This is a genomic window from Pseudoxanthomonas sp. GM95, assembly GCF_900109775.1.
Classification (GTDB): Bacteria; Pseudomonadota; Gammaproteobacteria; order Xanthomonadales; family Xanthomonadaceae; genus Pseudoxanthomonas_A.
Genome location: NZ_FOAX01000002.1, coordinates 611,462 through 633,273 on the forward strand (window position 1 = coordinate 611,462; position 21,812 = coordinate 633,273).

Below are 21,812 nucleotides of genomic sequence, written 5' to 3' on the forward strand. Positions count from 1 at the left end.
ATGTGGGCAAGACGACTGTTTCTGTGCGGCCTGCTGGCCTGGGCCGGATGCGCCTTCGCCGCAGTGCCCCTGACCCCGCAACCCCGCCAGATGGGCGTGGCCGATGGGTTGCCCAGTGGACGGGTCAACGATTTCGCGGAAGACAAGCTCGGCTATCTGTGGATGGCCAGCCAGGATGGCTTGGCGCGATATGACGGTCGTGGCTTCCGTATCTGGCGTATGGAGGATGGGTTGCGCGACAACCTTGTCTGGGCACTTTATTTCGATAAAGACAATCGTCTTTGGATCGGCACTGAATATGCGGGCATCGGTGTCCTCGACCCTGACAGGCGTCAATTCACTTTCTATGACCGCGCTAATACCCCCGAGCTGGGCAGCAATACCGTCTGGTGCATCACGGCAACTCCGGACGGGAGTTTGTGGTTCGGAACTTCCGGCGGAGGACTCACGAGGCGTCTGCCCGATGGCAGCTTCCGGCAATACGTCCACAAGCCGAAAAACTCACGCAGCCTCCCCGAAGGTGGCGTAATCCACATGGCGGTTACAACCGACGGAAGCCTCTGGGTCGGGACGGAAATGGGGCTCGCGCGCTGGACCGGCCAGGATTTCGAACGAGTTCCCGATCATGCGCTTCCCTCTGGTTTCATCAACCGGCTGAAGCCCGAGCCTGATGGGAGCCTCTGGATTGCCGCTAACCGCGGCGTCGCCCTGCGCACGCCTGACGGCAAGATCACCCGCAATCCCTGGGGCAAGATTTCCGATGTGCCGGTGTTGCAGACCTTGCTGCATGACCGAGAAGGGACCTACTGGCTCGATACCGCATCCGGCATGGGATACCACGACAAAGCGGGTATTCAGAATGTGCCGCTCTACAGCGTCTCTGCGCGCGGTATCGTTAAGCCCAGCTGGGCGCTGGGTTACGAAGACCGGGACGGCGGGCTTTGGTTCGCGAGTATCAATGCCGGTGTCTGGCACTTGCCCGCGAACTGGCGGCAGTTCTCTGTCTTGACCAACGACAGTGAAAACCCGGCGACGATGTACAACCCTTACGTCCTGGCAACTGCGCAGGCGAAAAACGGTGGGCTCTGGTTGGCAGGCACGCGCGGTGCGCTGGATTGGCTCGATCCTGCGACAGGGCGCATCGAGCATCATCTTCGCGTGATTGACTCGGTCGCATGGCCCGGTGCTTTGGTGGAGGCTCCTGATGGTGCTGTCTGGATCGGTCTGGCAGATCAGTTGCAGCGGTACGATCCGGCCAGGCACCAAGTGCGCAAATGGACCTCTAAGGACGAGGCCGACGCATCAATGCGGGGGAATCTGGACATCCTCAGGGTTTGCGACAAGACACTTTGGGTCTACTCGCGCGTGTCCGGGTTGCAGGCGAGGCACCTTGATGGGCGTGTTGTGGAGTCGTTGAGCGCTTCCGATATTGCTGTTCCAAACATCACTTTCGTTCACGACATGCAATGCGGTCCTGATAATCGCTTGTGGATGACGTCAGACGACGGCCTATTGGTGTGGGATGACGTCGCGCACACGGTGAAACCATTGCGGGGCAGCCCGAGACTTCCGATGTATGCGATGGACTTCGCTGATCGAGAAAGTCTCTGGACTGGAAGCGTTGGCGGTTTGGAAAAATACCGATGGGACGGAACGCAGCTCAAGGCGTTGAGCAAGATTGGCGAGGCGCAGGATTTTCCTTCGATCACTCCCACTGGGATGGTTGTGGATGATGGCGGCGTAATCTGGTCCACCTCTGCACGTGGTTTGATTCGGGTGGATCCGGCTACCGGGCATATCCGTCAATACGGCACGCGTGATGGCTTGCCGAATCCTGAGATCAAAGGTCTTTCTCTCGTCCAGGCCACCACCGGCCAGGTCTCGGCAGCCACGCCAGACGGGCTGGTGCTCTTTGATCCCCGCGAGTTCAAACCTTCGACCAGTAAGCCTGCCCTGCAAATCGAATTCGTCGGCGTACGTCGCGGCGATGAAGGCCTGGACCTGACCCATGTGGCCGAGCCGGTGATCGGCAGCGAGGATCGCGATCTGCATATCGTTGCGCGGCTGTTGTCGTTTTCCGGCGCCGATGACAACGGCTATCGGTTCCGGCTTAGTGGCTACGACCCGGACTGGGTGGAAGTGGGGCTGCAGGGTGAGCGCATCTTCTCGCGCCTGCCGGCGGGGCGTTACACACTGGAAATCCAGGGACGCAGCAGCGACAGCGTGTGGTCGCCGGTGCGCACGCTGAAGTTTCGTGTGCTGCCGCCGTGGTGGCGAAGTGCATGGGGCATGGCGCTGTTGATCGGCCTGTCGCTGCTGCTGATCAGCTGGGCGCTGTACCTCTATCGCCAGCGCGTGCGTCGTCGCAGCGCCTGGCAGCTGGCCCAGCACAAGCGCGAAGTCGCCGAACAGGCATCGCAGGCCAAGACCCACTTCCTGGCCACGCTCGGCCATGAGGTGCGCACGCCGATGACCGGTGTGCTGGGCATGAGCGAACTGTTGCTTTCCACGAATCTGGACGCGCGCCAGCACGGCTATACGCGCTCGATCCAGAACGCCGGCACGCACCTGCTGCGGCTGGTCAACGACGCGCTGGACCTGGCGCGCATCGAGGCGGGCCGACTTGAACTGGATCAGCAGGATTTCGATCTGCGCGAACTGCTCGATGGCGTGTCCGCGCTGGTTGCGCCGATGGCGGAAAAGCGCGGCCTGATCTTCAGCAGCAACGTCGCGCCGGGCCTGCCGGTGGCGCTGCGTGGCGATCCGGTGCGCGTCCGCCAGATCCTGCTCAACCTGTTGAACAACGCGGTCAAGTTCACCGAGCAGGGCTGGGTGCGCCTGCAGGCCTTGCCACTGGAAAGCGGCGGCATCCGCCTCATCGTCAGCGACAGCGGTCCAGGCATCGGCGCCGAGCAGATGAAGCGGCTCTTCCAGCGCTTCGAGCAGGCCGATGGTGTGCGTACGTCCGCGCGCTACGGCGGCAGCGGGCTGGGCCTGGCGATCAGCCAGGAGCTGGCCGGCGCGATGGGCGGCCGTATCAGCGTGGAGAGCACGCCGGGCAAGGGCACGCGTTTCCTAGTGGAACTGCCGCTGCCCGCGGCCGAAGCCGGTGCGCCGCTGGCGGTCGCGGCGAAGCACGAAAGCCAGCCGCTGTCGGTGTTGCTGGTCGAGGACGATCCCACCATCGCCGAAGTCATTACCGGCCTGCTGCGCGCGCGCGGGCATCGCGTGCAGGCGGTCGGCCATGGCCTGGCGGCGCTGACCGAAGTGGCCGTCGGCGGTTTCGACATCGCCTTGCTGGATCTGGATCTGCCGGGCATGGACGGCCTGGCGCTCGCTCGGCAGCTGCGCAATCAGGGGTTCTCGCCGGCGCTGCTGGCGGTGACCGCGCGCGCCGATGCCGATGCCGAGGCGCAGGCGCGCGCGGCGGGCTTCGATGGCTTCCTGCGCAAACCTGTCACCGGCGACATGCTGGTGGAGGCCATCGCGGCGGCGCGCGCGATGGCCAGGCAGCGGATCGAAGTCTGAGCTGATAGAGCGCCGCTGCGGCCTACGTCGCAGCGGCTGCACGTTGTTTGATCACAGGCGCGCAGCTTGCGCGGGTCGGCCAGCGTTGCGAGGATGTCCATGGGGAACCACAAGGACGAAAGACGACGCATGGATGGGTGGCGTGCAGCGATGCGTGCCGGCTTGCTGGTGTTGGCCCTGTGCGGCGCGGCCGTGCAGGCGCAGATACCGCAGCGGCCGGTGTTCCGATTGAGCACGGTGGTCGATGGCTTGCCATCGGCGACGGTCACCGCCTTGGCCACTGATCGCCAGGGGTATCTGTGGGCTGCGACCTTCGATGGCCTGGCACGCTATGACGGCACCGAGTTCACCGTCTGGCAGCACGATCCGCACGATGCGGCTTCGCTTGGCGGCAACTTGCTGCAAGCCATGTATATCGATGCGCAGGATCGGATCTGGGTGGCGAGCTCGGGCTTGAGCATGCTTGATGCGCAGCGCAAGCGCTTCACGCATTACAGGCAGGCCGAGCATCCGCAGATGCTTAGCGAGGACGTCTACGCGATCGGCGGCATTGGCGATGAGGTGTGGTTCGGCACCAATGGCGGCGGCCTGTATCGCATCGCGGTCGACGGCACGCTGACCCGCTTCGATCGCGAGAGCACGGCCGGCGCGCTGCCCTCCGATGCGGTGCAGACCCTGGCCAGCGATGCGCAGGGGCGGTTGTGGGTGGGCACCAGCGAGGGACTGGCGTACGTTGAGAACGGCCGGGTCCACCAGCCAACGGCCGACGCGCGCTATGCCGAGGGCGTGCTGCTGCTGGCGCGCGTGGGCAATGAGCTGTGGCTCGGCGGCGGCGACGGTCCGCGCGTGCTCGGCGCGAACGGCCAATGGCGCACGCCGCCGTGGCGCGCGATGTTCGAGGGCGCCAATCAGTTGACCGCCGTCGCACCGGCCGGGCAGGGCGAATACTGGCTCGGCACGCCGACCGGGCTCTGGCTGACCCAGCGCACGGGTGTGCCGCAGCCGGTGCAGGACCGTGACGGCCTGTTCGCCAATCGCTATTTGCTCGGCTTCCAGCAGGTGCCGGGCGATGGCCTGTGGGTCTCGGTGATGGGCCAGGGCCTGGCCTATCTACGACCGGATTGGCGGCGCCTGGCGGTGGTGCCACCGACCAAGTCGATGTCGGTCAGCGCGTACTGCAACGTGGCTCCCGGAGCGCAACGCAAGCTGTGGCAGATCGATGCCTCCGGCACGCTGGAGCAGTTCGACAGCCGCACCGGTGACCTCAGCGTCACCACGCTGCGCGACCCGGAACTGAAAGGTCTGACCGCCACGAGCGGCCTGCAGGATAGCCGCGGCCAGGTCTGGCTGGGTCACGTTCCCGGGCATCTGGTGCGTTTCGACATGGCCACCGGCGCGCACCAGCGTTGGAAGATCGAGCGCATCAAGGGCCAGGGCATGGCGCCCGAAGCCCTGCTCGAAGACGCGCGCCGCGATGTGTGGGTCGGCGTAAGCGGCATGGTCCAGCGTCGCGATGGCGCCACCGGCGCGGTGCTGGACGAGATCCAGCGCAATCCGGTAACGGGCGATGATCTTGCCTTCCAGCAGCTGCGCCTGGGCCCCGATGGCGAGCCTTGGGTGGCCAGTGGCGGCGGCCTGTTGCGCTGGGATCCCAAGGCGCGCGCGCTGGTGCCGCAGCCGGTGTTCGACGGCGATGACGTGTCCGGGTTCGTGCCGGTCGGCGACCGCCAGCTGTGGCTGTATCGCGTTGGCCTGTTGGAGCGCTGGGACCTGCGCGAAGGCGCGTGGCAGCGGCGACAGTCCATCAGCGCCGGCTTGCCCGGCATCCCCACTAATGGCCTGCAGCGCGATGCGCAGGGTCGGCTGTGGCTGGCCACGCAGCGCGGCCTGCTGCGCGTGGAGCCAGACACCGGCCTGGTGCGCAACTTCGGCATGCGCGATGGCCTGAGCAGCCAGGAATTCCTGGAGAAGTGCCTGTACGCGCTGGGCGATGGCGTGCTGGCGGCGACTACGAGCGATGGCGCGCTGGTGCTGGTCGATGCCCAGCTGCCTGATCGTGCGCCGAACACGCCGGCGCTCCTGCTGCAGCCGCCAACGGTCGTGCGTGACGGCGCGGTCGTGCCGTTGCCGATCGATGCGGTGCGCCTGCAGGCGAAGGATCGCGAACTGCGCGTCGGCATGCGGCTGCTGTCATTCGACGATCCTGCCGGCAACCGCTATCGCTCGCGGTTGTCGGGACTCGATCCGGATTGGGTGGCGCAGGGCGCCAGCGGCGATCGCGTGCTGTCGGCGCTGCCGCCGGGCAAGTACACGCTGGCGCTGCAGGGGTTCGATGCGGGCGGCAATGCATCGCGGGTGCATACGGTGGCTTTCAGCGTGGCGCCGCCATGGTGGCGCAGCGCCTGGGGCATGGCGGCACTGCTGCTGGCGGGCGTGCTGCTGGTGCTGCTGTGCGCATGGGCGTATCGCGAACGCCTGCGTCGACGCAGTGCGTGGAACCTGGCCCAGCACAAGCGCGAGCTGGCCGAGCAGGCCTCGCTGGCCAAGACCCATTTCCTGGCCACGCTCGGCCATGAGGTGCGCACGCCGATGACCGGCGTGCTGGGCATGAGCGAACTGCTGCTGGGCACCGTGCTGGACGAACGCCAGCGCGGCTACACCAGCTCGATCCAGAAGGCGGGTACCCACCTGCTGCGGCTGGTCAACGACGCGCTGGACCTGGCCCGCATCGAGGCCGGTCGGCTGGAACTGGATGCGCAGGATTTCGACCTGCGCGAGCTGCTCGACGGTGTGGTCGCGTTGGTCGCCCCGAATGCCGAGCAGCGCGGCCTGGCGTTCTCCTGCACAGTCGCCGACGCCGTGCCGCAGACCCTGCGCGGCGATCCGCAGCGCGTGCGCCAGATCCTGCTCAACCTGCTGGGCAACGCGGTCAAGTTCACCGAGCACGGCGCCGTGCGCCTGCGGGTGCTGCCGATGGCCGGCGAGGGCGTGACCCTGATCGTCAGCGACACCGGCCCGGGCATGAATGCCGAGCAGCAGGCGCGGTTGTTCCAGCGCTTCGAACAGGCCGAAGGCGCACGCACCGCGGCGCGCTACGGCGGCAGCGGCCTGGGGCTGGCGATCTGCCAGGAGCTGGCGGTGGCGATGGACGGCACGATCACGGTGGAAAGCACGCCGGGGCAGGGCACGCGCTTCCTGGTCTCGCTGCCGTTGCCCGCGGTCAGCGGGCGCGTGGCACCTGCGGCCGTGATGACCCCGGCCGGCGAGGTCGCGCCGCTGTCGGTGCTGCTGGTGGAAGACGACAGCACCATCGCCGAGGTCGTGACCGGCCTGCTGCAGGCGCGCGGGCACCGCGTGCACGCCGTGCCGCATGGCCTGGCGGCGCTGACGGAGGCCGCGTTGCAGCCGTTCGATATCGCGCTACTGGATCTGGACCTGCCCGGCATGGATGGCCTGGCGCTGGCCACGCAGCTGCGCAACCAAGGCCTGACCTTGCCGCTGCTGGCAGTGACCGCGCGTGCCGATGCGCAGGCCGAGCCGCTGGCGCGTGCGGCCGGCTTCGACGGCTTCCTGCGCAAGCCGGTGACCGGTGAGCTGCTGGCCGAGGCGATGGCGGCTGCACGCGCGGCGCGTCAATGAGCGTGGGCGGATGAGCAACCCACCACAGTTCGGGCGCGTGTCGACAAGAGGTTATCGCGGCGCTTGTTAGCATCGGGACCCTGATCCCCCGCAGAGTTTTTCGTCATGGATGATTCCTCCACGCCGCGCGCGTCCGGCGAGCGTGCCGATACGCCTTCCTCACCGCTCAGCGGCAAGCTCGATGGCGGGCTGACCGAACACGGTGCGCGGGCCGAAGCCAATGTGAGTGTCGGGGGCGAACACCTCAAGGCGGGTCTCGACGCCAAGATCGAAGGCGCCGTCACCCGCGCCGATGGCCAGGTGCATTACACGCTGGAAGGCAGCGCGGCCGGCTTCGTCGAAGCCAACGCTGCGGTGCGTGGCTTCGGCGGCGGCGTGCGCGTCGAGCAGGGCGGTACCGCGCGGTTTGAAGTGGCGGTGCCTGAAAGCGCGGCCAACGCGACCGAGCTGCGTGCGATCAATCCGTTCGAGCCCGCCACGATGCCGGTCGGCACCCGCATCACGATGGACGCCGCGCATACCGGCAGCGTCGAGATGACGACGCAACTGCGCCAGCTGTCCACGCGCGACCGCGTCAGTCAGGAGCAGGGTGTGGAAGTGGCGATCGAGGCGCTGGACCAACAGCGCGTGCGCGTGACCGCAGGTCCACGCGAAGCGGTCGACGCGTACCACGGCATCGGGCTGAAGGCGGGCCCGGCCAGCGCCATGCTGGGCCGCGAGGACCAGCTCAAGGGCGGCACGCTGCACACGGCCGAATTCGACCTGTCCAATCCGCATGGCCGCCAGGCCTACGATGACTTCATGCGCACCGGCACCATGCCTGAGCGCGACGCGCCGGGCCTGTCGCAGGTCTCGACCGTCACCACGCTGGACATGCGCTCCGAGGGCCAGGTCGAACTGGGCTTGGGATCGCACAGCACGACGCTGTCTACAGGCGCCAACAGCGGCCAAGCGGTGCGCACGGTGCATGGCGACGGCAGCGCCGAGATTTCGCGCACGCTGCGGTATCGCGAGCACGACGTTAGCCTGAAGGTCGACCAGGCCATCGCCGCCGACGGCACGCCGGGTGAGCGTACCTATCGCTACACGCTGACGCCCGACGCCAGCGATGCGCAAACGCTCAACGCCTTGTACGGTCGCGATGGCAGCGCGCCATTCAAGGCGGGCGAACCGGCCACGCTGCGTTTCAGCGAGCAGGAGATGACGCAGCTGCAGGCGCAGACTGCGCGTGCCAACCAGAACATCGCGCGCACCGGCAGCAACGACGTGATCCGTCTGCTGTCCGAACCCGCTGGCCGCACGCCCGAAGCCTTCGCCACCGACTTGATCCGCAATCCCACCACGCTCGCCAGCCTGCCCATCACGTTGCACACCGTGGCGCTGCGGTCGGGCGAGGAAGCGCGCGATCGCCCGCTGACGCTGTCGCCGCTGCCGGGGCAGGTGGAGACCGGACGAGATCCGCAGACCAACGCGGCGCTGCGCGCGGCCACCGACCGTGCCGGCTACGTGCCGTCGCCGCTGGCGTTGGACGAGCAGGGCCATCCGGATCACGCGTTATATGCGGCCATCCGCGACCGTGCGCCAAGCCAGGTCGGCGATGACCATCTTCATCAGGCCACGCTCCTGGCACGCCACGAAGGCATCACCGCGGCCCGCCTGCAGCATGTGGTCGTGCAGGATCAGACCTTGTGGCTGGCAGGCAACCAGCCCGGCCAGCGCACGAGTGTGGACCTGGCCCAGCCGGCGCCGCCGGCGCGCGAGACCAGCGCGCAGCTGCTAGCGATGCCGGCCCAGCAGGAAACAGCGCAGCAGGAGCGCCAAGCGTCGCAGGCGCGCTAGTTCACGCCGATGTGGCGGCGCGTCTGCGCCGCCCGCTTTTCATCGCGCGCTGTGGCGATGCACCGATTCGACCAGCGCGGCGACGTGCTCGGGATTCATGTCCGGTGACATGCCGTGGCCGAGGTTGAAGATGTGGCCGTCGCGGCTGCCGCCGTTGCCGCAGGCGTAGCTGTCCAGCACGTTCTTGACCTGCGCATCGATCGCTTCGGGTGCGCCGTACAGCACGGCCGGGTCGAGGTTGCCCTGCAGCGCGACCTTGCCGCCGGTGCGGCACGCGGCATCGGACAGCTCAACCAGCCAGTCCACGCCGACCGCGTCGGTGCCGGTGGCGGCCAGCGCTTCCAGGTGTGCGGCGTTGCCCTTTCCGAACAGGATCAGCGGCGCGCGTTCCTCGCCCTGGCCGCGATCCAGCTCGGCAGCGATGCGCTGCAGGTAAGGCAGCGAGAACTCGCGGTACATCGCCGGGCTCAGCACGCCGCCCCACGTATCGAACACCTGTAGCGCCTGTGCACCGGCTGCGCGCTGGGCCGAAAGGTAGGCGATCACTGCATCGGTGTTGACCTTGAGCAGCGCGTGCAGCGTGGCCGGGTCGTTGAGCGCCATCGCCTTGATGCGGGCGAAATCCTTGCTGCCACCGCCTTCCACCATGTAGCAGGCCAGCGTCCACGGGCTGCCGGAGAAGCCGATCAGCGGCACGCTGCCGTCCAGCTCGCGGCGGATCACGCGCACCGCGTCCATCACGTAGCGCAGCTCGGTTTCCATGTCCGGCACGCCCAGCTTGGCCGCGTCGGCGGCGCTGCGCACGGTGTGGCGGAACTTGGGGCCTTCGCCTTCGACGAAGTACAGCTCCAGGCCCATCGCGTCGGGGATGGTCAGGATGTCGGAGAACAGGATGGCCGCGTCCAGCGGGAAGCGCGCCAGCGGTTGCAGCGTCACCTCGCAGGCGATCTCGGGATTCTTGGCCATGCCCAGAAAGCTGCCGGCCTTGGCGCGCGTGGCGCGGTATTCCGGCAGGTAGCGGCCGGCCTGGCGCATCAGCCACACGGGCGTACGGTCGGTGGGCTGGCGGCGCAGGGCGCGCAGCAGGCGGTCGTTCTTGAGCGGGGTCATGGCGAAGTCAACGAAAGGAAAAGGGAAAGCGCGCAGCCTTCATCGCGGGGCGTCGGCGCCGTGCACGAACATCACCTGGAAGCCGCGCTTGAGGTGGGCATCGCGCAGCTTTTCGAACGCAGCGGTTGCCTCGGGCTGGGCCAGGTACTGCTCGCGGCGCAGCTGGCCGCGGCCGCCGATCTGGCCGCTTTCGCGCAGCAGCTCCCAGCCGCCGAACAGGTCGGGCTGCAGGGTCAACTGCAGGTAACGGGCGGATTCGCCCGCGGTCGGATGCTGCTGGAGGAAAAGGCGCATGGGCGCGAGTTTATCCCAGCCCGATGCGCCAGCCGCGTGCAGGCGTTGGGCTCAGGGCATTCCGGCCAGGACCGGCAGCACCTGCGCTTCATCCACGTCGGGCACCACTTCGGCCTGGCCGATGCCTCGCCACAGCACCAGGCGCAGGCGGCCGGCGATGTTCTTCTTGTCCAGACGCATGCGGCCCAGCAGCGCATCGGGCGACAAGCCGGCGGGAATCTGCGTGGGCAAGCCGTAGCCAGCCAGCAGCGCGATCAGGCGCTCGGTGTCTTCGGCCGCGCTCAGGCCCAGGCGCGCGGACAGGCGCGCCGCCAGGACCATGCCCACGGACACCGCTTCGCCATGATTGAGATTGTCGTTGGCCACGCCGCCGTAGCCCTGTTCGGTCTCGATGGCATGGCCGAAGGTGTGGCCCAGGTTGAGCAGGGCGCGCTCGCCCTTTTCCAGCGGGTCGCGCGCCACGATCGCGGCCTTGGCCTCGCAGCTGCGCGCGATCGCCGTGGTCAATGCGTGCGCATCGCCGGCCAGCAAGGGCTGCTGCTGGGTCTCGAGCCACTCGAAGAACAGCGGGTCGCCCAGCGCGCCGTACTTGATCACCTCTGCCAGGCCAGCGCGGATTTCGCGCGGCGGCAGGGTGGTGAGCGCGGCGGTATCGGCGAACACCGCGCGCGGCGGATGGAACGCGCCGACCAGGTTCTTGCCCTGCGGGATGTCCACCGCGGTCTTGCCGCCCACCGATGAATCGACCATTGACAGCAGTGTGGTCGGCACCTGCACCACGTCCACGCCGCGCATCCAGCAGGCGGCGGCAAACCCGGCCAGGTCGCCGACCACGCCGCCGCCCAGCGCGAACACGCAGGCATCGCGCGTGGCGCCCAGCGCGGCCAGCGCATCGATCGCGCCGCTGAAGTGTTCCAGCGTCTTGGATTCCTCGCCGGCCGGCAGCACGAAGCGCGCGAGCTTCAACCCCGGCTTTGCCTCGGTCAGCGCCTTTTCCAGCGCATCGGCGTAGAGCGGTGCCACATGCGAATCGCTGACCAGCAGCACATGGCGGCCGCGCACGTGCGCGGCCAGCGCTGCGCCATCGCCGATCAGGCCGGCGCCGATGCGGATTTCGTAAGGGACATCGCCGCCGACGTGGACGGTCTGCATTGCCTGGCTCATGCGGCGTTGGCTCCGTTGCGCTGCCATTCGCGCGCCAGCCGGCCGACCAGCGCGGCCGTGGCTTCGCCCGGGGTCAGGCGGTCGGCTTCCAGGACCAGGTCGGCCACTTCCAGGTACAGCGGTTCACGGAGACGGATCAATTCGGTCAAGACCTCACGGCGATCGCCGGTGTTGAGCAGGGGACGGTTGCGGTCGCGGGCCACGCGCTTGAGCTGGGTTTCCACGTCCACGCGCAGGTAGACGACGAAGCCGCGTTCGCGCATCAGGGCGCGGTTTTCCTCGCGCAGCACCGCGCCGCCGCCGCTGGCCACCACCTGGCCTTCGCCGGCGAGGAGGGTGGCCAGGGCGGCGCTTTCATGGGCGCGAAAACCGGTTTCGCCGACCTGCTCGAAGATGCTGGGAATGCTGGTCCCGCAGGCCTCGACCACCGCGTGGTCCACGTCGGCGAAGACCAGGCTGAAGCGCTCGGCGATGCGGCGGCCGATGGAGGTCTTGCCGGCGCCCATGGGGCCGACCATCACGAGATTGGGGGCGGGATTCATCGCCACGAATGATAGCGGCGCACGCCGATGCGCCGCCAAGGCAGTTGCAGTCGAAACCGTGTCAGCCGCCCAGCACGCGCCGCTGCGCATCCACAGCGATCACCCGGTCGGCCCGTTGCGGCAGCGTGCGCAGCGCCTGCCGGCTGACCCGCTCGTAGTGCTGGACGAAGCGCTCCAGCTGCGGCCGGCTCATGCCGCGCTGGTCGGGATGAGCGGACTTGAGCTGTTCCTCGGCCTGCCAGCGCCAGTCCACCACGTTGTCGAAACCCGGCGGCTGCAGGAACCACAGCGTGTCGCAGGTGTTCCACAGCGCCGGGTAATCGCGCGCCAGCGCGGCGTTACAGGTGCTGCGCCACAGCCCTTCTCGGTCCTCGTCGCGCTCCAGCGCGTTGATCGGCGCCACCAGCGCGGCCAGTTCCTGCGCCGGCGTGCCCAGGCACCAGCCTTCGAAGATCACCAGTTGCGCCGGCGCGTCCAGCGTGGGCCACTGCGACTCCGGCGCGCGGTCGTCGGCCAGCTTGTCGAAGCGCGGCAGCTTCACCGGGCGGCCCTCGCGCAGCGCCTGCAGCGTGTGCAGGGCCAGCGGCAGGTCGTGGGTGCCGGGCGGGCCGCGGGTTGCCAGCAGCGGGTGCAGCTCGCGCGCCAGCGTCTGCCGCTCGGCGCGGGTCAGGTAGAAATCGTCCAGCGACAGCACCGCGGTGCGCAGCCCGGCGGCTTCGGCGGTTTTGGCCAGCTGACCGGCGAAGGTGGATTTGCCGGTGCCCTGCAGCGCCGACAGGCCCCAGACCGGGATCGCCTGCGGCAGGGCGCGGATGCTGGCCAGCGCCTCGTCGACCAGCGCTTGCGGGAAGCCGTGCGGGGAATCGTGCGTGGGTGTGCCCATCGGGCGACAATAGCGCACCGCCTCCGGGCCGCCCGTGCTTTCAAGATGACCACCGACGTCGACCTTTACGCCGAAGCGCTGTCCACCTTCACCGACCTCTACCAGGAGGCCCGCCAGAGCAAGGACGAGCCCGAATACAACGCGATGAGCGTGGCCACCGCGACCCTGGACGGCCATCCGTCGGTGCGCACGGTGCTGCTCAAGGCACACGACGCGCGCGGCTTCGTCTTCTACAGCCACCTGGACAGCCAGAAGGGGCGCGAGCTGCAGGCCAACCCGCGCGCGGCGTTGCTGCTGTTGTGGCGCACCCTGCGCGAGGCCGGCATCCAGGTGCGCATCGAAGGCGCGGTGCAGCTGGTCGCCGATGAAGAGGCTGATGCGTACTTCGCCACGCGTGCGCGCGAAAGCCAGCTCGGTGCCTGGGCCTCGGCCCAGTCGCATACGCTGGAAAGCGAGGCGGATTTCAACGATCGCCTGCGCCAGGTCGAGACCGAGTTCGAAGGTGGTGACGTGCCGCGCCCGGATGGCTGGACCGGCTTTCGCGTGGTGCCGGAAAGTTTCGAGTTCTGGTATGGCGCCAAGTTCCGCCTGCATGCGCGCTGGCGCTACGAGCGTGCGGTCGACGGCAGCTGGTCCAAGCGGATGCTGTTTCCGTGAGTGCGGCGCTGCAGCTGCTGCCGGTCTACCGCATCACCGTGTTCGTGCCGCCGGCCGACGTGGAGGCGGTCAAGGCCGCGATCGTCGCGGTCGATGACCTGGCCATCGGCCACTACCGCGAAGTGATGTGGACCTCGGCGCCGGGCATCGAGCAGTTCCGTCCCGGCCCGCAGGCCACGCCAACCGTCGGCAGCGCCGGTGCGCTGACCGCCGACCCGACCGTGCGCCTGGAATGCAGCATCAGCCGCGATGCGGCGCGACTGCAGCGCGTGCTGCAGGCGATCAACGCGGCCCATCCGTGGGAAGTGCCGGCGGTGTTCGTCGACGAATCGTTGTTCCCACTGCCTTGAACGACGCCTTCTCGATCCGCGCCGCCAGCGCCGGCGACCTGCGCGCGTGGGTGCAGCTGCGCCGCGCGCTGTGGCCCGATGAAACCGATGCCGTGGGCAACGTGGCCGAGGCGCTGCAGCGTTCGGACGCGGGCAACTTCATCGCCTTCGCCGACGGCGCGGCGGTGGGTTTCGCCGAAGCCACGCTGCGCCAGGACTACGTCAACGGCACCGATTCCTCGCCGGTGGGGTTCCTGGAAGGCTGGTATGTGAGCGAGGCCTGGCGCGGGCGTGGCATCGGCCGCGCGTTGCTGGCCGCGGTGCGCGACTGGACCCGCGCGCAGGGCTGCACCGAGTTGGCTTCGGACGCGACGCTGGACAACCTGGACGCGCAGCGCGTGCATGCCGCATGCGGGTTCGAGGAAACCGAGCGGGTCGTGTACTTCCGCATGGCGCTCTGAGGCGATGAGCCCGCGGCGCATCGTCTGCCTGACGGAAGAACCTTGCGAGACGCTCTACGCGCTGGGCCAGCAGGACCGCATCGTCGGCATCAGCGGCTTCACCGTGCGTCCGCCGCAGGCGCGCCGCGAGAAACCCAAAGTTGCCGCGTTCACCAGCGCGAAGATCGACCAGATCCTGGCGCTCAAGCCGGACCTGGCGATCGGCTTCTCCGACATCCAAGCCGACATCGCCGCCGCGCTGGTCAAGGCCGGCGTGGAAGTGTGGATCGCCAACCATCGCAGCGTTGCCGGCATCCTCGAGTACGTGCGGCGTCTGGGCGCGCTGGTCGGTTGCGCGGCGCAGGCCGAGGCGTATGCCGATGCACTCGAACGCAGCCTCGACGCCGTGCGCAGCGCAGCAGCACGATTGCCGCACCGGCCGAAGGTCTACTTCGAAGAGTGGGACACGCCGATCATCACCGGCATCCAGTGGGTGGCCGAGCTGATTGGCATTGCTGGTGGCGATGACATCTTCCCCGAGCTGTCGTGCGAGCCGCTGGCCAAGGGCCGCATCCTGGCCGATGGCGCACCGGTGATCGCGCGAGCGCCGGATATCATCCTGGGTTCGTGGTGCGGCAAGCGCTTCCGCCCCGAACAGGTCGCGGCGCGACCGGGTTGGGACGCGATCCCGGCGGTGCGCGATGGCGAGCTGCACGAGATCAAATCGCCGCTGATCCTGCAGCCGGGTCCCGCCGCGTTGACCGATGGCCTGCAGGCCATCGCTGCGATCATCCAGGGCTGGAGTGCGCGCCAGCGCTGAAGGCGTTTCATGCGCTGGCGGTGCGCCGCGCCAGCCACGCCGCCACCGACGCACACAGCAGCGAGATCGCAAACGGCGCCGCGTAGGCCAACAGCGCCGCCCGCGTCAGCAGCAGCGCGAACAGCGAGCCGCCGACCGCCAGCGCCGTGGCCACCGCGACCGCTTCGCACAGCTGCAGGGCGGCGCTGTTGCGGCCCTGTTCGGCCGGCGGCGACAGCGAGAGCGTCAGCAGCGACAGGCTGGCGTAGAGCAGGCCCATGCCCAGCCCGGTGCAGGCCCAGCCGATCACCGGCACAGCCACGGGCATCGCCGGCCACATCACCGTGGCGGTCGCCGCCACGCCCAGCCCCAGCAAGGCGCAACCGCGACGCACGATGGCCTGCCGGTCTGCGCCGGCCGGCCGATGGCCTTGGTACCAGGAGCCGAAGAACCAGCCCAGCGCGCCCACGCTCAGCGCCGCGCCGGCCCAACTGGGCGACAGGCCGTGTTCGCGCGAGAGCACCAGCGGCAGGAACGCTTCGCTGCCGAAGAACGCAGCCGCGGCCATGCCGCGCAGACCGATCACGCTGGGCAAGCCACGCACACCGCGCAGCGTGCCGCGCGGCAGCAGGCGCCAGGTGCTGGCCAGCAGCAACGCCAGTGCCGGCAGCACGGTCAGCGCCGCGCCGGGGCCTTGCTGGTGCGCGCCCAGGTACAGCGCGCATACACCCACCGCTGCGCCGATCGCCCAATGCGCGGACTGGCCCGGCTTGTTCGGTGCCGGCGGCAGAGTCAGCGAGGCCAGTGCAGGTCGCAGCAACCACGCCGCCGGCGCCGCCAAGACGGGCACGGCCAGGAACACCCAGCGCCAACCCAGGTGTTCGACCACCAGGCCGCTCAAGGCCGGGCCGACCAGCGACGGCACCACCCAGCCGGCCGAGAACGCGGCGAAGATGCGCGGTCGCAAAGCCTCCGGATACTGCCGTCCGACCAGCACGTACAGCGCCACCGACAGCGCGCCGGCGCCCAGGCCCTGGACCAGGCGGCCCACAATCAGCATCGGCATCGTCTTGGCCAGTCCAGCCAGCAACAGGCCGGCAACGAAGCAGGCCAGGCCTCTCCACAGCGCGCCAGCCGGGCCGCGGCGGTCGCTCCAGCGCCCGGCCACCGTCATGCCGACCACACTGGTGGCCAGGGTGCCGCCGAAGGCCAGCGCATACAGCGACAAGCCATCGAGCGCGGCGGCCACCGTCGGCATCGCGGCCGCCACGGCCAGCGCTTCGAACGCGGTCAGCGACACCAGCGCGACCATGCCGATGGTGGTGGCGCGATAGCGCGGGCCAAGGATCGACTCAGGCGCAGCGGACGCATCGTCGCGGGGTAGGGCGTTGGTGTTCGAGGTGTTCATGCGGGACCACATTGAAAAGAGTTACCGGTCGATTCGCGGCTTGCGCGGCATCGGCGGGGACGGCAGCATGCGACCTCAAGCGGGGTTGAGGTCAAGCGATGCAGGAACTGGCGGTCGGCGACGTGGCAAAGCGCAGCGGCATGGCGGTCTCGGCGCTGCATTTCTATGAGAAGAAAGGCTTGATCCAGAGCCTGCGCACCGCCGGCAACCAGCGCCGCTACGGGCGCGACGTGCTGCGAAGGCTGGCCGTGATCCGCGTGGCCCAGCGCGTGGGCGTGCCGCTGGAAGCGGTGCGCCGGGCCTTCGACGTGTTGCCCGAATCGCGCACCCCGACCAAGGCCGAATGGGCGCGCATGTCGGCCGCCTGGAAGCACGAACTGGACCAGCGCATCCTGGCCTTGCACCAGCTGCGCGACCAGCTCACCGACTGCATCGGCTGCGGCTGCCTGTCGCTGCGCCGCTGCCGGTTGAGCAATCCGGACGACACGCTGGGCGAGCAGGGCGATGGGCCGCAGCGGTGGAGTGCGGGATGAGGTCTGCTTTGCTTTTGTGGGAGCCGCTTCAGCGGCGATCTGGCCTTCCCTATAAAGCCCCATCGCTTCTGAGGCAGTTCTCATTAGGCAAGTTGCTAGAACGTCCGCTCAAACCTCAGCGTCCCGCCGCCTTCTTCGCTGCGCACTTCAAGCACGAACCGCAACGTGTCGTGCGTACTGATATCGACCACGCCGATGTGATCTTCGTACTCGCCGGTGCGCACGGTGCGGAACGCGATGGGCTGCCGGCGCCCGGATAGATCCGTCGCCGTGCCGCTGACCTCGCCATGTGCCGGCAATTCGTCCTGGCCCTGCACGCGGCGCAGCGCGATCACCACCAGCGCCTTGCCGGCGCCGCGCTCGATGCCATAGGCCTGCGTGGCCGCAGCCGGCATCGACAGGCTGGGCAGCGCGTTGTAACGCACGCGCAGATCGCCGAACTGCTGCGCGCTGTCCTGCGGCGCGATGGCCTCGACCTTGCGCGGCGTTTCGCCGGCCGAGCAGCCGGCCAGCGCCATGCACAGCAGCAGTGGGCGGGCCCATCGACCCGCATTTCGCAGCAGCGTGGCGCGAGGATCGAGCATCTGCGTCAGTCGTTGGCGGCCGACAGCGCCTTGCCGCGCGCGGTGGCCGCGGCGATGGCCGCATCGGTCAGCAGCTCGAAACCGCCAGCCTGGAAGGCTTCGATCGCGGCCTGGGTGGTGCCGTTGGGCGAGGTCACGCGACGGCGCAGTTCGGCCGGCGCTTCGCCCGATTCGGTCAGCATGCGCGCCGCGCCCAGCACGGTCTGCAAGGTCAGGGCGCGGGCAGCCTCGGCGGGCAGGCCCTGGGCGATGCCGGCGGCTTCCATCGCCTCGGCCAGCAGGAACACATAGGCCGGGCCGCTGCCGGAGACGGCGGTGACTGCATCCATCTGCGCTTCGCTGTCGATCCACACGGTCTTGCCGGCGCTGGAAAGCAAGGCATCGGTGCGTGCGCGGCCGGCGTCATCGACGTGTGCGGTGGCGAACAGCCCGGTCACACCCGCGCCAAGCAGCGCCGGCGTGTTGGGCATCGCGCGGACCACCGCCGCGTCGCCGCCCAGCCAGCGCGAGAGCTGCGCGGCAGTGATGCCAGCGGCGATCGAGACCACCAGCGGCTTGCCCGCCTGGGCGACCTCGGCCAGCGACTCGCACACGCCGCGCATGACCTGCGGCTTGACCGCGAACAGCCACAGCCCCGCGCCCTGCACCGCATCGGCGGCGGCCTCGAAGACCCGCACGCCGAACTGGCTGGCCAGGCCGTCGCGCAGTTCAGCCACCGGTTCGGCCACGCGAATACTGGCCGGCGCCGCGCCGCGCGCGATCAGGCCGCCGATCAGGCTGCGCGCCATGTTGCCGCCGCCGATGAAGGCCACGGTGTCGGTGGCCGAAGAAGCAGACTGCGGGGACGTGCTGGTCATGGCGCGGATGGGTCCTGGAGAAGTCGACCGGCGGATTATCACCGCTTCGCCGCGTCGAGGCTTCGCCAATGCGGCCTTCGGTGCCGCCGGAGCAGCCCCGTGAAATCAGGTCAGCCCTTGGCCGGACGCGCCCCGAACAACGCCGTGCCCACGCGCACCATCGTCGCGCCTTCGGCCACGGCCAGCGCGCAGTCATCGCTCATGCCCATCGACAGCGTGTCCACGCCCGGATGCGCCGCCGCCAGCGTGTCGAACAGCGCTTTCATCTTCGCGAAGGCCGCGCGCCGCAGTGCCGGATCTTCATGTGGGGCCGGGATCGCCATCAGCCCGCGCAGCGCCAGCGTCGGCCGCGCCGCAATCAGGGTGGCCAACGCCTCGACCTCGTCCGGCGCACAGCCGTGCTTGCTGGATTCGTCATCGATGTTGACCTGGATCAGCACGTTGAGCGGCGCGCGCGTCGTTGCACGTGCGTCGGCCAGCGCGGTCACCAGCTTGGCCCGGTCCACGGTTTGCACCCAGTCGAACAAGTCGGCAGCGACTGCAGCCTTGTTGGACTGCAGATGGCCGATGAGGTGCCAGGTCAGGTTTGGGCGCGCCAGTTCGGCCAGCTTGGCCTGCGCCTCCTGCACATAGTTCTCGCCGAAGACCTGTTGGCCCGCGTCGGCCAGTTCGGCCACGGCACTGGCGGGCTGGAACTTGGACACCGCCACCAGCGCCGGCACTGGCCGTCGCGCCTCGGTGGCCGCGTTCTGCAGCCTGTTCAGGGTGTCGGCAAGACGCTCGGAAAGCACGGTAAACACGCCCGTTGGCAGTTGCGGGAAGGGCGCTATACTGCCTTTCGGGGATGTACGGTTCCAGTTGGCAGCACTTTTCCACAGGGGAAACACTTCACGATGGATATCGCCGAACTACTGGCCTTCTCGGTCAAGAACAAGGCCTCGGACCTGCACCTGTCCGCCGGCCTGCCGCCGATGATCCGCGTGGACGGTGACGTCCGCCGCATCAACATTCCCGCCCTGGACCACAAGCAGGTCCACGCGCTGGTCTACGACATCATGTCGGACAAGCAGCGCCGCGATTACGAAGAATTCCTCGAAGTCGACTTCTCCTTCGAAATCCCGTCGCTGGCCCGCTTCCGCGTCAACGCGTTCAACCAGAACCGCGGCGCCGGTGCGGTGTTCCGTACGATTCCGTCCGAAGTGCTGACCCTGGAAGACCTGGGCTGCCCGCCACTGTTCCGCGAGATGGTCCAGCAGCCGCAGGGCCTGATCCTGGTCACCGGCCCGACCGGTTCGGGCAAGTCGACCACGCTGGCGGCGATGATCGACTTCATCAACAAGAACGAATACGGCCACATCCTCACCGTCGAGGACCCGATCGAATTCGTGCACACCTCGCAGAAGTGCCTGATCAACCAGCGCGAGGTGCACCGCGACACGCACGGCTTCAACGAGGCGCTGCGCTCGGCCCTGCGCGAAGACCCCGACTACATCCTGGTCGGCGAGTTGCGCGACCTGGAAACCATCCGCCTGGCGCTCACCGCCGCGGAAACCGGCCATCTGGTGTTCGGCACCCTGCACACCAGCTCGGCGGCCAAGACCATCGACCGCATCATCGACGTGTTCCCCGCCGGCGAAAAGCCGATGGTCCGCTCGATGCTCTCCGAGTCGCTGCGCTCGGTGATCTCGCAGGCGCTGCTGAAGAAGGTCGGCGGCGGCCGTACGGCCGCGTGGGAAATCATGGTCGGCACGCCGGCCATCCGTAACCTGATCCGCGAGGACAAGGTCGCGCAGATGTATTCGGCGATCCAGACCGGCCAGCAGTACGGCATGATGACCCTGGACCAGCACCTGCAGGACCTGGTCAAGCGCAGCCAGATCACGCGCCAGCAGGCCAAGGAATACGCCAAGGACAAGCGTCTGTTCGAGTAATCGTTAAACCCGGCCAACGCCTGCGCGACGGTCGGTTGACGAGGGTTTCGTACAGTTTCCCGGCCGCCGGCCCACGGCGTCCGGCACCCGGAGAGACAGATGAGCACCATCGACTTCACCTCGTTCCTCAAGCTGATGGCGCACCAGAAGGCGTCGGACCTGTTCATCACCTCGGGCATGCCGCCGTCGATCAAGGTGCACGGCAAGCTCTCGCCGATCACCCAGACACCGCTGACGCCGCAGCAGTCGCGCGACCTGGTGCTGAACGTGATGACGCCGGCCCAGCGCGAAGAGTTCGAAAAGACCCACGAGTGCAATTTCGCCATCGGCGTGGCTGGCGTCGGCCGCTTCCGCGTGAGCTGCTTCTACCAGCGCAACCAGGTGGGCATGGTGCTGCGCCGGATCGAGACCAAGATCCCCAGCGTCGACGAGCTGAACCTGCCGCCGGTCATCAAGACCCTGGCGATGACCAAGCGCGGCATCATCATCTTCGTCGGTGCGACCGGCACCGGTAAGTCGACCTCGCTCGCCGCGATGATCGGCTATCGCAACCAGAACTCGACCGGCCACATCATCACGATCGAGGACCCGATCGAATTCGTGCACAAGCACGAGGGCTGCATCATCACCCAGCGCGAAGTCGGCATCGACACCGACAGCTGGGAAGCCGCGCTGAAGAACACCCTGCGCCAGGCGCCGGACGTGATCATGATCGGCGAGGTGCGCACCCGTGAAGGCATGGACCACGCGATTTCCTTCGCCGAAACCGGCCACCTGGTGCTGTGCACGCTACACGCCAACAACGCCAACCAGGCGATGGACCGCATCATCAACTTCTTCCCGGAAGACCGTCGCAATCAGCTGTTGATGGATCTGTCCCTGAACATCAAGGGCGTGGTCGCCCAGCAGCTGGTGCCCACGCCGGACGGCAAGGGCCGCCGCGTGGCGATGGAGATCATGCTGGGCACCCCGCTGATCCAGGACTACATCCGCGACGGCGAGATCCACAAGCTCAAGGAGGTCATGAAGGACTCGACCAACCTGGGCATGAAGACCTTTGACCAGAGCCTGTTCGAGCTGTACCAGGCCGGCGAGATCTCTTACGAGGACGCGCTGCGCTACGCCGACTCGCAGAACGAAGTGCGCCTGCGCATCAAGCTGGCCCAGGGCGGCGACGCCCGCACGCTGGCCCAGGGTCTGGATGGCGTCGAGGTGGCGGAAGTCCGCTGACTCCGGCGTTTTTCCGACTTGTGGCTGAAACGGCCGCGCCTTCCG

General features: G+C 68.2%; 19 protein-coding genes. 10 read left to right on the forward strand and 9 right to left on the reverse strand.

All coding sequences use genetic code 11. The features are described from left to right. The 3 genes from BMZ17_RS10840 (at window position 1) to BMZ17_RS10850 (ending at window position 9,006) form a co-directional block, all read left to right on the forward strand. The gene (locus BMZ17_RS10840) at window positions 1–3,528 is read left to right on the forward strand and encodes a hybrid sensor histidine kinase/response regulator (RefSeq protein WP_093138590.1); all 3,528 of its coding nucleotides are present in this window, start codon (window positions 1–3) and stop codon (window positions 3,526–3,528) included. Between the two features lie 150 nt (window positions 3,529–3,678). Then, window positions 3,679–7,167: a sensor histidine kinase gene (locus tag BMZ17_RS10845; RefSeq protein ID WP_093138591.1), complete on the forward strand. Its 3,489-nt coding sequence runs from the start codon at window positions 3,679–3,681 to the stop codon at window positions 7,165–7,167. A gap of 105 nt (window positions 7,168–7,272) precedes the next feature. Beyond that, entirely contained in the window at window positions 7,273–9,006 is a 1,734-nt protein-coding gene (locus BMZ17_RS10850) for a hypothetical protein (RefSeq protein ID WP_093138592.1), read from the forward strand. A 39-nt stretch (window positions 9,007–9,045) separates the two neighbouring features. Here BMZ17_RS10850 and hemE read toward each other — a convergent pair whose 3' ends face one another. The 5 genes from hemE to BMZ17_RS10875 form a co-directional block, all read right to left on the reverse strand. After that, window positions 9,046–10,116 carry a uroporphyrinogen decarboxylase gene (gene hemE, locus BMZ17_RS10855; RefSeq protein ID WP_093138593.1) on the reverse strand — a complete coding sequence of 357 codons (1,071 nt, stop codon included), beginning with the start codon at window positions 10,114–10,116 and terminating at the stop codon, window positions 9,046–9,048. Window positions 10,117–10,155: 39 nt separating this feature from the next. Continuing rightward, window positions 10,156–10,410 carry a WGR domain-containing protein gene (locus BMZ17_RS10860; RefSeq protein WP_093138594.1) on the reverse strand — a complete coding sequence of 85 codons (255 nt, stop codon included), beginning with the start codon at window positions 10,408–10,410 and terminating at the stop codon, window positions 10,156–10,158. 51 nt (window positions 10,411–10,461) lie between these two features. Beyond that, window positions 10,462–11,574: a 3-dehydroquinate synthase gene (aroB, locus tag BMZ17_RS10865; RefSeq protein WP_093138595.1), complete on the reverse strand. Its 1,113-nt coding sequence runs from the start codon at window positions 11,572–11,574 to the stop codon at window positions 10,462–10,464. Beyond that, the gene (locus tag BMZ17_RS10870) at window positions 11,571–12,116 is read right to left on the reverse strand and encodes a shikimate kinase (protein WP_093138596.1); all 546 of its coding nucleotides are present in this window, start codon (window positions 12,114–12,116) and stop codon (window positions 11,571–11,573) included. Before BMZ17_RS10870 ends, aroB begins: the two co-directional genes overlap by 4 nt. Before the next feature lie 61 nt (window positions 12,117–12,177). Next, entirely contained in the window at window positions 12,178–12,999 is an 822-nt protein-coding gene (locus BMZ17_RS10875; protein WP_093138597.1) for a kinase, read from the reverse strand. Between the two features lie 45 nt (window positions 13,000–13,044). On the opposite strand from BMZ17_RS10875, the gene pdxH reads away from it, so the two are divergent. Genes pdxH through BMZ17_RS10895 form a run of 4 tightly spaced genes read left to right on the forward strand, consistent with a single transcriptional unit; the run spans window position 13,045 to window position 15,245 of the window. Then, window positions 13,045–13,656: a pyridoxamine 5'-phosphate oxidase gene (pdxH, locus tag BMZ17_RS10880; RefSeq protein ID WP_093138598.1), complete on the forward strand. Its 612-nt coding sequence runs from the start codon at window positions 13,045–13,047 to the stop codon at window positions 13,654–13,656. Beyond that, entirely contained in the window at window positions 13,653–14,006 is a 354-nt protein-coding gene (locus BMZ17_RS10885) for a YqfO family protein (RefSeq protein WP_254775279.1), read from the forward strand. The genes pdxH and BMZ17_RS10885 overlap by 4 nt, the downstream gene beginning before the upstream one ends. Next, complete coding sequence (gene aac(6'), locus BMZ17_RS10890; RefSeq protein WP_254775280.1) at window positions 14,003–14,446, forward strand: aminoglycoside 6'-N-acetyltransferase; 444 nt, start codon at window positions 14,003–14,005, stop codon at window positions 14,444–14,446. Before BMZ17_RS10885 ends, aac(6') begins: the two co-directional genes overlap by 4 nt. Window positions 14,447–14,450: 4 nt before the next feature. Further along, complete coding sequence (locus tag BMZ17_RS10895) at window positions 14,451–15,245, forward strand: ABC transporter substrate-binding protein (protein WP_093138600.1); 795 nt, start codon at window positions 14,451–14,453, stop codon at window positions 15,243–15,245. 7 nt (window positions 15,246–15,252) lie between these two features. Here the strand turns inward: BMZ17_RS10895 and BMZ17_RS10900 are convergent, their stop codons facing one another. After that, window positions 15,253–16,632 (reverse strand): MFS transporter, encoded by a 1,380-nt coding sequence (locus BMZ17_RS10900; protein WP_093138601.1) that lies wholly within the window; start codon window positions 16,630–16,632, stop codon window positions 15,253–15,255. Between the two features lie 98 nt (window positions 16,633–16,730). Here BMZ17_RS10900 and soxR point away from each other — a divergent pair, with 98 nt between their 5' ends. Further along, complete coding sequence (gene soxR, locus BMZ17_RS10905; RefSeq protein ID WP_093138602.1) at window positions 16,731–17,165, forward strand: redox-sensitive transcriptional activator SoxR; 435 nt, start codon at window positions 16,731–16,733, stop codon at window positions 17,163–17,165. A 95-nt stretch (window positions 17,166–17,260) separates the two neighbouring features. Here soxR and BMZ17_RS10910 read toward each other — a convergent pair whose 3' ends face one another. The 3 genes from BMZ17_RS10910 to BMZ17_RS10920 all read right to left on the reverse strand — a co-directional run bounded on the left by BMZ17_RS10910 (window position 17,261) and on the right by BMZ17_RS10920 (window position 19,370). Beyond that, window positions 17,261–17,749 (reverse strand): DUF4426 domain-containing protein, encoded by a 489-nt coding sequence (locus BMZ17_RS10910; RefSeq protein ID WP_093138603.1) that lies wholly within the window; start codon window positions 17,747–17,749, stop codon window positions 17,261–17,263. Window positions 17,750–17,754: 5 nt separating this feature from the next. Continuing rightward, on the reverse strand, window positions 17,755–18,606 hold the full coding sequence (gene proC, locus BMZ17_RS10915) for a pyrroline-5-carboxylate reductase (protein ID WP_093138604.1): 852 nt from the start codon (window positions 18,604–18,606) through the stop codon (window positions 17,755–17,757). A gap of 110 nt (window positions 18,607–18,716) precedes the next feature. Further along, window positions 18,717–19,370 (reverse strand): YggS family pyridoxal phosphate-dependent enzyme, encoded by a 654-nt coding sequence (locus BMZ17_RS10920; protein ID WP_254775318.1) that lies wholly within the window; start codon window positions 19,368–19,370, stop codon window positions 18,717–18,719. Between the two features lie 129 nt (window positions 19,371–19,499). Here BMZ17_RS10920 and BMZ17_RS10925 point away from each other — a divergent pair, with 129 nt between their 5' ends. Continuing rightward, the gene (locus BMZ17_RS10925; RefSeq protein WP_093138605.1) at window positions 19,500–20,537 is read left to right on the forward strand and encodes a type IV pilus twitching motility protein PilT; all 1,038 of its coding nucleotides are present in this window, start codon (window positions 19,500–19,502) and stop codon (window positions 20,535–20,537) included. A 99-nt stretch (window positions 20,538–20,636) separates the two neighbouring features. Next, window positions 20,637–21,767, forward strand: coding sequence for a PilT/PilU family type 4a pilus ATPase (locus tag BMZ17_RS10930; protein ID WP_093138606.1), 1,131 nt, complete (start codon window positions 20,637–20,639; stop codon window positions 21,765–21,767). The last annotated feature ends 45 nt before the right edge of the window (window positions 21,768–21,812 follow it).

Bases quoted from the DNA above. Each gene is read 5' to 3' on its own strand.
- BMZ17_RS10840 (WP_093138590.1), top strand. From the start codon at position 1: ATGTGGGCAAGACGACTGTTTCTGTGCGGCCTGCTGGCCTGGGCCGGA.
- BMZ17_RS10845 (WP_093138591.1), top strand. From the start codon at position 3,679: ATGCGTGCCGGCTTGCTGGTGTTGGCCCTGTGCGGCGCGGCCGTGCAG.
- BMZ17_RS10850 (WP_093138592.1), top strand. From the start codon at position 7,273: ATGGATGATTCCTCCACGCCGCGCGCGTCCGGCGAGCGTGCCGATACG.
- hemE (WP_093138593.1), bottom strand. From the start codon at position 10,116: ATGACCCCGCTCAAGAACGACCGCCTGCTGCGCGCCCTGCGCCGCCAG.
- BMZ17_RS10860 (WP_093138594.1), bottom strand. From the start codon at position 10,410: ATGCGCCTTTTCCTCCAGCAGCATCCGACCGCGGGCGAATCCGCCCGT.
- aroB (WP_093138595.1), bottom strand. From the start codon at position 11,574: ATGAGCCAGGCAATGCAGACCGTCCACGTCGGCGGCGATGTCCCTTAC.
- BMZ17_RS10870 (WP_093138596.1), bottom strand. From the start codon at position 12,116: ATGAATCCCGCCCCCAATCTCGTGATGGTCGGCCCCATGGGCGCCGGC.
- BMZ17_RS10875 (WP_093138597.1), bottom strand. From the start codon at position 12,999: ATGGGCACACCCACGCACGATTCCCCGCACGGCTTCCCGCAAGCGCTG.
- pdxH (WP_093138598.1), top strand. From the start codon at position 13,045: ATGACCACCGACGTCGACCTTTACGCCGAAGCGCTGTCCACCTTCACC.
- BMZ17_RS10895 (WP_093138600.1), top strand. From the start codon at position 14,451: ATGAGCCCGCGGCGCATCGTCTGCCTGACGGAAGAACCTTGCGAGACG.
- BMZ17_RS10900 (WP_093138601.1), bottom strand. From the start codon at position 16,632: ATGAACACCTCGAACACCAACGCCCTACCCCGCGACGATGCGTCCGCT.
- soxR (WP_093138602.1), top strand. From the start codon at position 16,731: ATGCAGGAACTGGCGGTCGGCGACGTGGCAAAGCGCAGCGGCATGGCG.
- BMZ17_RS10910 (WP_093138603.1), bottom strand. From the start codon at position 17,749: ATGCTCGATCCTCGCGCCACGCTGCTGCGAAATGCGGGTCGATGGGCC.
- proC (WP_093138604.1), bottom strand. From the start codon at position 18,606: ATGACCAGCACGTCCCCGCAGTCTGCTTCTTCGGCCACCGACACCGTG.
- BMZ17_RS10925 (WP_093138605.1), top strand. From the start codon at position 19,500: ATGGATATCGCCGAACTACTGGCCTTCTCGGTCAAGAACAAGGCCTCG.
- BMZ17_RS10930 (WP_093138606.1), top strand. From the start codon at position 20,637: ATGAGCACCATCGACTTCACCTCGTTCCTCAAGCTGATGGCGCACCAG.